Genomic DNA, 12,481 nt, shown 5'->3' with positions numbered 1-12,481 from the left:
TCAAATGACTTTATACTTTTGAAATCTACACTGATATTTTTATAGACCGGTTTAATGGTTAAATCGCTAACCTCTTTGCCCACAAAAGAAAAATCAGATATTTCGACTCCGGCAAAGCTTATTGAAAACCAGAAAAAAGATAATGCTAAAGTAATTAATAACTTAACCATTTGATTTTTGAGTCTGTTCAGGTGAAGTGGGATTTGAATCCGAACACCCCTCGCATCCAAGCAGGAATAAAGAAAAAACAAGGATAAAAATCAAAGTTATTTTTTTAATTAAATTCATAATTTTCCTCTCCTTCTTTAAGTTTTTTATAAAGTTCACAGTCGGTAAGGTCATATTTTATTGGAGTGACTGTAATAAACCCTCTTTCCAAAAGGTAATCATCGCTTTCTTCAGATGTACGTTCAATAATTTTCTCTCCTGTAAGCCAGTAATATGTATTCCCTCTTGGGTCAACCCTTTTTTCAAAGGTGTCTAAATATTTTGTTTTCCCCTGAATTGCATATCTCCACCCTTTTATCTCATTTCTTTTTAATGGAGGAATGTTTATATTCCAAACTGTCTCTTTCATATCTTTTGACTTTGACAATTTTTTAGCAAAAAAAAGTGCAAACTCTGCAGCGATACTGTAGTCATCAAATTCAATTGAAGCAAGACTTACAGCCATAGCATTTACCCCCATCATCGCCCCTTCTGTGGCAGCAGATACCGTTCCTGAGTATATGACGTTTGATGCGAGGTTTGCCCCCTTATTTACTCCTGAGACAACAAGGTCAGGTTTTGTTGTCAAAATATCGGAAAAAGCAAGCTTTACACAGTCTGCAGGAGTGCCATTTACACCATATCCAAAAAATCTATCCTTTCTATAGACCTCATACATTCTAAGGGGGAGTGTTACAGTTATGGCGTGCCCCACAGCACTCTGTTCTGTAATAGGTGCTACCACTGTTACATCAGCTATTTCTGCAAACGCTTCATACAAAGCATAGATCCCTTTCGAATAGATACCATCATCATTTGTAATTAAAACTTTCATCTTATCTCCTCAGCAACACCTTTATCTATATTTTCTCTATTTACATAAATCAATAATACAGCTGCAAACATCAAAATTGCAATAGTAAATAGAGCTATATTAAAACTGTGATACTTGTCGTAAACAAATCCTGCATAAAGTGGGGCAACAGCTCCTGGTATATTAGAACTAAAGAGAAGTCCGTAAATTTTTCCCATGCTCGCAGCCCCCCAGATCCTTGCGGTGCTGCCTGCATACAGCACCAAAACTCCACCGTAGTTAAAACCAACAATTGCAGCAAAAATTACAAGACTGTAGTCCGATTTTAATATAAATTTTGCAAGGGCAAGAACAATTACTTGAAAAAATAGATTTATCATAATTGCTGTAGATGATTTTACTTTGTCAAAGATTGCACCCCAGATAATTCGCCCTGCAGCATTCATTATTGCAAACATGGATACACTAAAGACACCGATAGCTACAGTAGATGTGTGATACAGCTCTTTTAAATTTCCATTAACTGCAAAACCTGCGGCAAGTCCTGCAAACATTGCAAAGTAGAGTATCCAAAATATTTTATCCCTTAAAATCGATAAATCAAAAAGCCTTTCAGTTTTTGACTCCCCTTTATAAGAAGGTGGATTTGTCATATTTATACCTGATAAAACGGTAATGATTGTAAAAATTACACCCAAGAAAAATAGTGTATAAAAAGGTGAGTGAGATTTTACCATAAAACCAGCAATCTGACTTACAAGGGCAGCACCACCGCCAAAACCAGCTACGGCAAACCCTGTTACAAGCCCTTTATTCTTTGGGAACCACTTAATGCATGTGGAGATAGGGACAATGTAGGCAAGCCCTGCTCCAAACCCTGCCAAAAAACCGTTTCCTATAATTGTAAAAAGATAGTTTTGACCACCAAAATACGAGACCATCCATCCTGAGCCAAACAAAATACCACCTATTACAGCACTTTTTCTTGGTCCAATTTTATTTAAAATAAAACCTGAAAAGATCATTGTAAAAGGGAAAACAAAGTAAAAAATCGAAAAAGGCATCTGTGCCATAGCCTGAGAAATATTTAAGTAGCTTTTTAAGGGAGCTACAAATACGGACCAGGAGTATGTAGCACCAAGACAGAGTTGCATACAGAAGGATGAGATTAAAATGATATATTTCTTCATAGATTCCCCCAGTTTTGATCGGTGACTAACTCTTAGTTGTTGAAAGTCAGCCTGAAAATTGTATAATTTATTTATGAAAATTTCAAGTGCCATAGCAAATAGGTATAAAATTTCAAAGAGACTTGCCAAAAGGTATATCAAATCGGGTTATGTCGTATTAAATAACAGTGTAAATGTTAAAAAAGATTTGGAGATAAATGAAAAGGATGAAGTTTCCCTTTTAATTTCAAAAAAAGATGTGAAATATGATATAGATAAGTTTCTAATTGCAAAATATAACAATGTTCTTTTTCTATATAAACCGCCATTTATGCACACAGAAAGGCATAAATTAGAAGATGATCTAACCATTTCGGACATTGTAGAAGCTAATTTTTCAGAGTATAGATTGATTTCAAGGCTTGACTATGAAACAGATGGGGTAGTCCCTGCAGTAAAAAATAATTTTAAAATTGATTATATAAGAAAGTATTACCTTGCTCTTGTCCATGGGAGGTTGGATAAGAGTTTGACATTAAGAAATAAGATAGATGCCCACAAGAAAAAGAAGGTTATTGTAACAGAAAAGGATACTGACAATGAAACTGGAATCACCCCACTTAAATATTTTAAAAATAATACACTTGTGTTAGTTACAGTAAGTGAAGCTACAAGGCATCAGATAAGAGCTCTATTAAGCTATTATTCTTTTCCCATAATAGGGGATAAAATTTACGGGATAAATGATAATTTTCCACGATTAATGCTCAGATGCCAAAAGGTTGCTATAAACAGTTATACAGCTTCATCAAAAAACTTAAAAACTTTTATGAAGTTTTGCATAATCTGATTGATTAAAAATATTTTTTGATATATACGGTAAAAGGTTTTCGGGGCGTGGCGCAGCTTGGTAGCGTACACCCTTGGGGTGGGTGTGGTCGCTGGTTCAAATCCAGTCGCCCCGATTTTACTTTTTCTAATTAACAATTATCTGGAGATATGCAGTTTTTGTTGTGATAACATTGTGATAACCAATAATGTAGTAAAAAATCAATGGCAAATATCTGTACAAATTGTAGTATTAACTGAATCAGTTTTAGCAGCTTCTCCGACAGTATAAAACTGATCTTCAAAGTAAAAATGCTCATCTTTTTTACATAAGTCATCATAATGATCAGATAGAAGTATCGGTGCAATTGCGGTCGGGAATTTTTCTTGTCGCAAACTACCCCACTCATTAAAAACTGCTTTCACATTGCAATAGCCAATGTCAACACTGATGACTTTTGTCATAGGACACCTCCAATAAACAAATTTAATAAAAGGACAGGTCAATGAAATTTTGTATGAAAAAAAATAGTTTTAAGTAAAAATACAATTTGTTATAATATGGCAACATAAAAGGAGGGCTCGAATATGGCTAAGGAAAATAATAATGTTGATTCTTTTGAACAACAATTATGGAAAGCAGCAGATAAATTAAGAAAAAACATTGATGCTGCTGAATATAAACATGTCGTATTAGGGTTAATATTTTTAAAGTATATTTCTGAAGCATTTGAGAATTTATATGAAAAACTAAAAAAAGGCGAAGGTGAATACGCAGGAGCTGACCCTGAAGATGTGGATGAATACAGAGCTGAAAATGTATTTTATGTACCAAAAGAAGCAAGGTGGGAATACCTAAAAGCCAATGCAAAAAATCCTGAAATTGGTAAAATCATAGATAATGCAATGGATTTAATAGAAAAAGAAAATCCATCATTAAAAGGTGTACTACCAAAAGTCTATGCCAGAGGAAATCTTGACCCAATAAGCCTTGGTAGTCTTATTGATTTATTCAGTAATGTGGCATTTAATGAAGCAAAAAAGAAAAGTGCAGATATTTTAGGACATGTTTTTGAATATTTTCTTGGCCAGTTTGCCCTTGCTGAAGGTAAAAAAGGTGGGCAATTCTACACTCCAAGAAGTGTTGTTGAACTTTTGGTTGAAATGCTTGAGCCTTATAAAGGAAGAGTTTTTGACCCTTGCTGCGGCTCTGGTGGTATGTTTGTTCAATCTGAAAAGTTCGTATTGGCTCATCAAGGGAAAATCAATGATATTTCAATATATGGGCAGGAGAGCAACCAACTACTTGGAGACTTTGTAAAATGAACCTTGCCATCAGGGGCATTGATTCATCACAGGTAAAATGGAATCCTGAAGGTTCATTTTTAAACGATGCTCACAAAGATTTAAAAGCAGATTTTGTAATTGCAAATCCACCTTTTAATGATAGCGATTGGAGCGGTGAATTACTTAGAAAAGACGTAAGATGGAAATATGGAGTTTCTCCTGCAGGAAATGCAAATTATGCGTGGATACAGCACTTTATTTTTCATTTAGCCCCTCATGGAAAAGCTGGTTTTGTTCTGGCTAAAGGTGCTTTGACTACAAAACAAACAGCAGAATACGAGATTAGAAAAAATATGATTGAAGATGATATAGTAGATTGTATCGTAAATCTACCTTCAAAACTTTTTTTAAATACCCAAATACCGGCTTCTTTATGGCTCTTAAGAAAAAGCAAAACTACAAGAAAAGGGCAAATTCTTTTCATTGATGCAAGAGATATGGGACAGCTGATTAATAGAAGACAGAGAATATTAACACCTGAAGAGATAAGAAAAATTGCAGATACCTATCACAAATGGCAAAGGGAAGACGAAAGTTATGAGGATATAAAGGGATTTTGTAAGTCTGCCAGTATTGAAGAAGTTAGAGAGCTTGATTATGTATTGACACCGGGAAGATATGTAGGACTTCCTGAAGAAGAGGATGATTTTGATTTTGAAGAGAAATTTACAAAGTTAAAAGCTGAATTTTTAGAGCAATTAAAAGAAGAGGAAAGATTGAATAAACTTATACTGGAAAATCTGGAAAAAATAGAAATGAATGGTGAAAAATGAAAGATGAAAATCAATTAGTTATTTTTGAGGATAAGGATAAAAGGATAGAGGTTCAGCTCAAAGAGGAGACTTTGTGGCTTGACGCACATCAAATTGCATATTTATTCGACGTACAAAGACCCGCTATAGTAAAGCATATTAGAAATATTTACAAAACTGGTGAGCTTGATGTAAATTCAACCTGTTCCATTTTGGAACAGGTTGCCGCAGATGGCAAAAAAAGAAAAATGAATCTATATAACCTTGATGTAATCATAGCCGTTGGCTACCGGGTAAACTCTAAAAAGGCAACTCAGTTTAGAATTTGGGCAACTAATGTATTAAAGAACTACCTTATAAAAGGCTTTGCAATAAATGAAAAAAGGATCACCCAAGAAAAGCTTAAAGAGCTTGAGAATACTATCAAGTTTATAAAAGAAAATATAAATACACCTTCTCTTACGGCAAAAGAAGCAAAAGGCTTGCTTGAAATTATAGAAAAATATGCTTTGGTCTGGAAATGGATTGAGGAGTATGTGGAATTGCAACCATTTTTTAGACATAAAGTTAAGCTATATTTTTATTTAACGGTAGTGTTCATAATTCCGTGTCACCTTAGTCATCCTTAACCATACTACTATAGGTTTAAATATATGTCGGGCATTTCCTCAAAAATTATAGATGCTGAGAAGGGATAGGTCACCCTGACACAAAATTATAAACGGTCTCTTTTGGATGGGAAAATGGGCCCGGGCTAATATCCTCCCGTCATCCCGTCCTCATACCCTCATATCCTATATACATTAAAGTTCCAAAATTTCACTTTTCATATCTGTAAGGTCAATGATTGCATAGGTCGATTTTCCTGAAACATAACCTGATAATGTACCTGGATTAATAATAGTTTGCCTGCCTTTTTTCTTTAAATACGAATTGTGGGTATGTCCAAATAGCACAAAATCTACTTTTTCATCAATATATTCTGCCAAATCCCCTTCGTGCATAATCGCAAACTTTACACCTGAAATATTTCTAAGCAAAGGGGGTTTAAAAAATCTGCCTTTTGAAAGTTTCTGAATTCCAAGCCACTCACCATCATTATTACCAAAAACACCTACGTAATCACATTTCAACTTACTTAGAATATTTATTGCAAAAGGTGAGCAAACATCTCCGCAGTGTATTAAAAAATCAATTTTCAAATCTTCATTGAATATTTTAACAATCTTTTCAAGATTTATCAGATTATCGTGGGTGTCAGATATTATCCCAATTTTCATTTTGCACCTTTTAACCCCTTTTTTTACTTGTAATTATACTACCAATTATGTATAAATTCAAAAGAAATAAAACACGAGGGAAAACAAATGGATTCACACCGTCTTGAAAAATTGAATAAAATCAAATCAATGGGGCTAAATCCTTATGTTAGCTCTTTCAAAGTTGATGATGACAACATAAATATTGTTAATAAATTTAAAAACTCAGACCACGACAAATTACTTGAAGAAAAAAACAATGTAACTGTAGCAGGAAGAGTTGTTGCAATGAGGAGCTTTGGCAAAGCTTCTTTTCTAACTCTCAGGGATAGGACAGGCACCATACAGGCCTACGTAAAAAAAGGTGATATAAGTGATATTGAGTTTGAAGCTTTCCAAAATACCGATGTCGGTGATTTTGTTGGGGTTACAGGATTTGTGTTCAAAACAAAAACAGGAGAAATCACTGTATTTGCAAACAAATTCACACTGCTTACAAAAGGTCTCAGAGACTTGCCAGAAAAATTCCATGGACTAAAAGATATAGAAAAAAGACAAAGGCAGAGATATTTAGACCTTATAATGAATGAAGACACGAGAGAAGTGTTTAAACTCAGAAGCAAGATTATTCAGGAGATACGTAACTTCTTTTCTGAAATGGACTTTCTCGAAGTAGAAACACCCATGATGCACCCTATTGCAGGTGGCGCTACCGCAAAACCTTTTATTACCCATCATAATGCACTGGATATGACACTTTATCTGAGAATTGCCCCGGAACTATACCTGAAGAGACTTGTAGTAGGTGGATTTGAAAGGGTATTTGAAATTAATAGAAATTTTAGAAATGAAGGGATATCCACAAGACATAACCCTGAATTTACCATGATTGAATGGTACATGGCATATGCAAACTATCATGACCTTATGGATATGACCGAAAAACTGATCACAACTCTTGCCAAAAAACTTCTTAACAAAGAACAAATAACATTTGCTGGTTATGAGATAGACCTTAAATCACCCTGGCCAAGACTTACATTGGAAGATGCTATCGAAAAATATACCGATATAAAAAAAGTCGACATAGATACTCTTGAAAAGGCAAGAAATGTTGCAAATTCAAAAGGGATCGAAACTGAAAAAGAATGGGGGAGAGGAAAAATTGTACTTGAGATATTTGAAAAGTTTGTTGAAGATAAACTTATAAATCCTACATTCATAATCGACTATCCAAAAGAGGTATCACCCCTTGCAAAGTCAAGCTTTGAAAATCCGGAAATTACCGAAAGATTTGAGCTCTTTATTGCCGGTTTTGAAATAGCAAACGGATTCAATGAGCTAAATGACCCAATTGATCAGTTTGAGCGGTTTGAAAAGCAAGTTGAAGCAAAAAACAGGGGTGATGAAGAAGCAAATATGATGGACAAAGATTATGTAAGGGCGCTTGAATATGGTCTTCCACCTACTGCCGGCGAAGGTCTTGGAGTTGACAGACTTGTAATGCTTCTTACGGACAAACAATCTATAAGAGAGGTGATTTTATTCCCTCATTTAAGGCCAGAAGAGTTGGATGAATAATGTAACTCATTATTACGATGTAAATGACCAGGATGTCAAAAAAGTACTGTTAAAACTGTTTAGTAGCAGTTTGTACCCTCTTTTCGATTTAATCCCTTCAGAGTCAATTATTTTTATCGAAAAGGGCGCAGATAACGAAGAAAATTTGATTAAATTAGCCAGAAACAATATAGTTATTTTTATAGATGATATGTCAAAAGATTTTAGCCACCCTCACATGAATTGTTTCGGCGTCGACAAAAATTTTATTTTGAATGAGCAAAACAAATTCAGAAATCTCATTAACTTTATTTCAGAAATTTTTATTAGATACGAATCAAAAATAATGGACCTGGAAGATAAAATTTTCCATCTTGCATTTTCCTCAACCGATATGCTGGAAAAACATGAAAACCTCACTGACCAGCTTTCAAAAGATGGTCTAACGGGGCTTTACAATCATACAGCATTTCAGGACAGGCTAAAAACTCTTTTTGAAGATTATAAAAATAACGGGACTGTTTTCAGTGTTGCCATTTTAGACCTTGATTTTTTCAAAAAGGTAAATGACACATACGGCCATTTGAAGGGGGATGAAGTTTTAAGGAAATTTGCTGAAGAGATAAAGCATTCTATAAGGAAAGATGATTTTCCCTGCAGATACGGTGGCGAAGAATTTACAGTGTTATTTCCCAAAATAGATAAATATGAAGCTGAAAAAATATTAGAAAGGCTCAGAAATAACTTTGCAAAGGTTGAATTCAGTTCAAACGACAAAACCTTCAAAGTAACTTTTAGTGCAGGCATATCAGAAATAAATGAAAATATCGAGTCTGCATCAGCTCTACTAAAAAATGCCGATACTGCGCTTTATTTTAGCAAGCATAACGGAAGAAACCGCACGACATTAGATTAATTCCTCAAGTAAATCTACCCCTTTTATCTCTTTGCCGATAATTGTCTGAACATATTTTGTTAAAAACTTTACTATGTAGATTTCATCCTCTTTTGATATTTTTACACTTTTATACTCAGGCAAAAAAACTTTGTTTAAAATCTCAGTCCTTGTTTTATTAAGAAAAGGATTTTTGCCAGAACATTTTTCACATAAAAAATCACCATTAACCAAAACAATCTCTTCGAGACTACACCCACACTCTCCACAAACATCATAATTTTTTAACAAACCCTGGATTTTCAAAATATAATTTATTGTATAAACTGTCCATTTTGTCATATTTTTTTCGTTAATATTAAGAATATATTTATATAATATTTCATCTGGTTCATCATCGTGATAAAGCAAATCTATTATGTTGAATACAATGTTAAGTCTTAAAAAAATTTGAGGATTTTCGAGAAAGTAACCTTTTGAAGTATCATACTTTATCCCGTATAGTTTGTGAAGGTCCGATTCATCCTTCCTCAAAAAGTCTATCTCGGCCGGGAAAAATTTATTTACCCCTCTTTTTTTTGAAAATGCCTTATTGATAAATATTTTTGTCTTGCCAAAGTCTCTCAGAAAGCAAATTGCGATAGCCGAATCGTCAGAATATTTTATTAGCTTGTATATAATCCCTTCAGAAATTACCCTTTTCAAGACTCAAAACCAAATCTCAAACCAAACCTTGAATTTTGAGATATTCGTCCCTTTCCATCCAGCCTTCTCTAACCTTTACAAAGAGTTCAAGATATACCTTTATACCAAAAAAAGCCTCTAACTTCTCCCTTGAAATTTTGCCAATTTTAGAAAGCATTGAGCCCTTTTTGCCTATAATTATCCCTTTTTGGGAATTTCTGCTTACAATAATTGAGGCAGAAATGTACAAAAGATTATCACTCTTATCTTCTATATTTTCACATTCCACCACAACATTATACGGCACCTCATCCTTAAGAAGATTAAACACCCCTTCCCTTATAAATTCAGCAACAAGAAATTTTTCAGGTATAGTTGTAATATCCTCGGAATCATAAATCTTTTCACCTTCAGGGAGATTTTCAATGGTCAGTTCCAACAATTTGTCAATGTTTGTGGAATTGGTTGCGGATATAGGAATAACATACATAAAAGTGCCGTCAGCAAAAACTTTATTGGCAACATTTACAACATCTTTCTTTTCATGAATATCAACTTTGTTTATCAATAAAAATTTTATTGCATCCACTTTTTTAAGTATTTCTGTAATCATTTTATATTCACCGGCAAATATTTCATCCGGTGTTACTATAAAATATACAAGGTCGACCATTGAAAGCCCGTCGATAGCCTGTTTTACCATAAGCTGGTTAATCTTATCCTTAGCATTGTGAATACCCGGCGTATCTATAAATACAATTTGATAATCTTCACCTGTTTTTATTCCTCTTATAGAATTTCTTGTTGTGTTTGGCTTATCTGAAATTATAGAAATATTCTCCCCAAGAATTTTATTAAGAAGTGTGGATTTGCCTACATTAGGCCTTCCAATAATCGCAACAGTCCCAAATTTATTCATTTTGATTTACACCCTTATTTTCTTCGTTTACCAACTTAACAATAACTTTTTTAATCCTTCTGTTTTCTTTTTCTTTTACAAGAAGTTCAAGATTTTTATAGAGAAATACTTCGCCAATTTCCGGAATCCTGCCACTTAGGTCAAATATAAGTCCACTCAGAGTTTCATACTCAACATCATCCTCTTCCATCTCAATACCAAAAAACTTATTAAAATCGTCAATATCTATTTTAGGATCAATTTCATAAGTATTTTCATCAATCTTAATTATTTCGTCCTTTTCATCTCTGTCATATTCATCCCTTATCTCTCCAACTATCTCTTCCAGAATATCTTCAAGGGTTACAATACCATCCACTCCGCCGTATTCGTCAATAACTATGGCAAAATGAATCCGATGCAACTGAAACTCTCTGAGCAAATCATCTATCCTTTTGGTAGAAGGGACAAAATAAGGTTTTCTCAAAATAGTCTTAATATCAAGATTTCTTATGTCACTGTTTATATATTTAAGAAGGTCTTTTACGTAAAGTATCCCTAACACATTATCCATTTTCCCTTCGTACACAGGGATTCTTGAATATTCTGTCTTGGCTATAAGGTTTAATATTTCATTAATATCAGTGCCATACTTGATTGCCACAAGATCAGTTCTGGGCACCATTACCTCTTTAGCCAGCGTATCGCTTATTTCAAAAATATTGTGCAACATCTCTTTCTTTTGATTTTCAAGAACACCTTCTTTCTCGCCGACGCTGATGATAAACTCAATTTCATCCTCAGTTATCTTGGGTCCATTATGCTCAATTTTTCCACCGCTCAATTTTATGAGCATTTTCACTAATTTGTTAAGTGCAAAAGAAATTGGATAAAAAGCAAAATAAAAGATTTTAAGTATTTTGATTATAAAAATTGAGAGGGATTCGGCATTATGCTTGGCAAAAGTTTTAGGGGCAATTTCACCAAAAATCAAAACCAAAAATGTCATTACACCTGTTGCAATAGCTATTGAACTATCCCCAAAAAGTTTATTGGCAACTTCGGCAGCTACAACAGAGCCCAGAATATTTACTATGTTATTGCCTATAAGGATTGTATTTAGCACCTTATTAGGGTGCATTAGCCATAACTCCAAATCCTTTGCCTTGTCCTTCTTTTCCTGCAGTAAGTGCTTGACTTTTAACTCTGTTAGCGATGTCAAAGCAGTCTCACTTGAAGAGAAAAAACCTGATAAAAAAACACAAATTCCAATAGTAACCAACTCACCTATCAGACTTTCCAAGTATACACCTCACACAAATATTTTAAATAGTATATAAGTTACCAATGCCCCCAGAATCCCCCCAAACACAACTTCACCTATAGTATGTATTTTCAGTTGAACCCTTGACAGGCTTACAAGAATACTTAAAAGCAGCACAAGTATACCTATAACAAAATTTTTTGAAATATAAATCGTTGAAATTAGTACCGAAAAAGCAACGGCAGCGTGTCCTGAAGGCATACCTCCGTGAAGCGGCTCGCCTTTATTGAAAAAACTTTTGATAAGTACAACCAGAAAAACCACTATCGCTATAGACACAATTGCAATATGTTCACTCAATGAGGAAGTTTTCGAAAGAAGGGAATTTGTGGCATGTTTCATTCTGTTAAATACTGTAAAGTATCCGATATAAACCGCACCAAAAGCCGAAAGCAATACAGCTCCTGCTGCAATATCTTTTATTCTTTTTGCCTCTTCACATTTATCCTTGAATATCGCATCAGTAATTTTTTCTATGGCAGTATTTATAAGCTCGAAAGAAATCACAAGCGTAATGGTAATTGCAAGAATAATATACTCAAGAGGTGTTATATTTAAAAATAGGGCCGCAATTAGGACAGCAATAGAAAGAAGAATATGTATTTTTAAGTTTCTTTCACTTTTTACTGCGTAAAGAATCCCTTCAATCGCTACGCTAACAGATTTCGACCAACTATCCGATTTCATATCTTTTTTTATAAGGCTTAGGAATTTCCATGGTCATATAATAACACATTGTGAGTA

The 12,481-nt window shown here is 34.0% G+C and carries 12 protein-coding genes, 1 tRNA gene and 1 pseudogene; 6 read left to right on the top strand and 8 right to left on the bottom strand.

The window, feature by feature from the left end; all coding sequences use genetic code 11:
* Positions 1–274: 274 nt before the first annotated feature.
* Both surE and ACTCAF_RS07685 read right to left on the bottom strand, forming a co-directional pair.
* Positions 275–1,042: a 5'/3'-nucleotidase SurE gene (gene surE / locus ACTCAF_RS07690; RefSeq protein WP_463062711.1), complete on the bottom strand. Its 768-nt coding sequence runs from the start codon at positions 1,040–1,042 to the stop codon at positions 275–277.
* Entirely contained in the window at positions 1,039–2,211 is a 1,173-nt protein-coding gene (locus tag ACTCAF_RS07685; protein ID WP_463062710.1) for an MFS transporter, read from the bottom strand. Before ACTCAF_RS07685 ends, surE begins: the two co-directional genes overlap by 4 nt.
* A gap of 73 nt (positions 2,212–2,284) precedes the next feature.
* Between ACTCAF_RS07685 and ACTCAF_RS07680 the strand changes: the two genes are divergently transcribed.
* A complete protein-coding gene (locus ACTCAF_RS07680) occupies positions 2,285–3,040 on the top strand; it encodes a pseudouridine synthase family protein (RefSeq protein WP_463062709.1) in 756 nt (251 codons plus the stop codon).
* Positions 3,041–3,081: 41 nt separating this feature from the next.
* Positions 3,082–3,155: transfer RNA gene (locus tag ACTCAF_RS07675), tRNA-Pro, on the top strand.
* 85 nt (positions 3,156–3,240) lie between these two features.
* On the opposite strand, the gene ACTCAF_RS07670 is transcribed toward ACTCAF_RS07675, so the two are convergent.
* Entirely contained in the window at positions 3,241–3,483 is a 243-nt protein-coding gene (locus tag ACTCAF_RS07670; protein ID WP_463062708.1) for a ParM/StbA family protein, read from the bottom strand.
* Between the two features lie 123 nt (positions 3,484–3,606).
* On the opposite strand from ACTCAF_RS07670, the pseudogene ACTCAF_RS07665 reads away from it, so the two are divergent.
* Together ACTCAF_RS07665 and ACTCAF_RS07660 are read left to right on the top strand one after the other, a co-directional pair.
* Positions 3,607–5,138: pseudogene (locus ACTCAF_RS07665) on the top strand (type I restriction-modification system subunit M).
* Positions 5,135–5,746 (top strand): virulence RhuM family protein, encoded by a 612-nt coding sequence (locus ACTCAF_RS07660; RefSeq protein WP_463062707.1) that lies wholly within the window; start codon positions 5,135–5,137, stop codon positions 5,744–5,746. Before ACTCAF_RS07665 ends, ACTCAF_RS07660 begins: the two are co-directional and overlap by 4 nt.
* Before the next feature lie 174 nt (positions 5,747–5,920).
* On the opposite strand, the gene ACTCAF_RS07655 is transcribed toward ACTCAF_RS07660, so the two are convergent.
* Complete coding sequence (locus tag ACTCAF_RS07655) at positions 5,921–6,397, bottom strand: metallophosphoesterase (RefSeq protein ID WP_463062706.1); 477 nt, start codon at positions 6,395–6,397, stop codon at positions 5,921–5,923.
* Between the two features lie 87 nt (positions 6,398–6,484).
* Between ACTCAF_RS07655 and lysS the strand changes: the two genes are divergently transcribed.
* Both lysS and ACTCAF_RS07645 read left to right on the top strand, forming a co-directional pair.
* On the top strand, positions 6,485–7,957 hold the full coding sequence (gene lysS / locus ACTCAF_RS07650; protein WP_463062705.1) for a lysine--tRNA ligase: 1,473 nt from the start codon (positions 6,485–6,487) through the stop codon (positions 7,955–7,957).
* A complete protein-coding gene (locus ACTCAF_RS07645; protein WP_463062704.1) occupies positions 7,950–8,852 on the top strand; it encodes a GGDEF domain-containing protein in 903 nt (300 codons plus the stop codon). The genes lysS and ACTCAF_RS07645 overlap by 8 nt, the downstream gene beginning before the upstream one ends.
* On the opposite strand, the gene recO is transcribed toward ACTCAF_RS07645, so the two are convergent.
* From recO to ACTCAF_RS07625, 4 genes are read right to left on the bottom strand one after another with little or no spacing between them, the layout of a single operon-like run.
* A complete protein-coding gene (gene recO, locus ACTCAF_RS07640) occupies positions 8,844–9,536 on the bottom strand; it encodes a DNA repair protein RecO (RefSeq protein WP_463062703.1) in 693 nt (230 codons plus the stop codon). The genes ACTCAF_RS07645 and recO overlap by 9 nt on opposite strands.
* Positions 9,537–9,552: 16 nt before the next feature.
* Complete coding sequence (gene era, locus ACTCAF_RS07635; protein ID WP_463062702.1) at positions 9,553–10,434, bottom strand: GTPase Era; 882 nt, start codon at positions 10,432–10,434, stop codon at positions 9,553–9,555.
* Positions 10,427–11,716, bottom strand: a complete 1,290-nt coding sequence (locus ACTCAF_RS07630; RefSeq protein WP_463062701.1) for a hemolysin family protein — start codon at positions 11,714–11,716, stop codon at positions 10,427–10,429. The genes era and ACTCAF_RS07630 overlap by 8 nt, the downstream gene beginning before the upstream one ends.
* 9 nt (positions 11,717–11,725) lie before the next feature.
* Positions 11,726–12,424, bottom strand: a complete 699-nt coding sequence (locus ACTCAF_RS07625; RefSeq protein WP_463062700.1) for a diacylglycerol kinase — start codon at positions 12,422–12,424, stop codon at positions 11,726–11,728.
* Between the last annotated feature and the right edge of the window lie 57 nt (positions 12,425–12,481).

The sequence above is a fragment of the Deferrivibrio sp. genome, from assembly GCF_055117995.1.
The sequence above is the reverse complement of the archived record's forward strand: the minus strand, read 5'-3'. Positions and strand labels throughout refer to the sequence as shown.

Coding starts and splice junctions, on each gene's coding strand:
- surE (WP_463062711.1), bottom strand. CDS start 1,042: ATGAAAGTTTTAATTACAAATGATGATGGTATCTATTCGAAAGGGATC.
- ACTCAF_RS07685 (WP_463062710.1), bottom strand. CDS start 2,211: ATGAAGAAATATATCATTTTAATCTCATCCTTCTGTATGCAACTCTGT.
- ACTCAF_RS07680 (WP_463062709.1), top strand. CDS start 2,285: ATGAAAATTTCAAGTGCCATAGCAAATAGGTATAAAATTTCAAAGAGA.
- ACTCAF_RS07670 (WP_463062708.1), bottom strand. CDS start 3,483: ATGACAAAAGTCATCAGTGTTGACATTGGCTATTGCAATGTGAAAGCA.
- ACTCAF_RS07660 (WP_463062707.1), top strand. CDS start 5,135: ATGAAAGATGAAAATCAATTAGTTATTTTTGAGGATAAGGATAAAAGG.
- ACTCAF_RS07655 (WP_463062706.1), bottom strand. CDS start 6,397: ATGAAAATTGGGATAATATCTGACACCCACGATAATCTGATAAATCTT.
- lysS (WP_463062705.1), top strand. CDS start 6,485: ATGGATTCACACCGTCTTGAAAAATTGAATAAAATCAAATCAATGGGG.
- ACTCAF_RS07645 (WP_463062704.1), top strand. CDS start 7,950: ATGAATAATGTAACTCATTATTACGATGTAAATGACCAGGATGTCAAA.
- era (WP_463062702.1), bottom strand. CDS start 10,434: ATGAATAAATTTGGGACTGTTGCGATTATTGGAAGGCCTAATGTAGGC.
- ACTCAF_RS07625 (WP_463062700.1), bottom strand. CDS start 12,424: ATGAAATCGGATAGTTGGTCGAAATCTGTTAGCGTAGCGATTGAAGGG.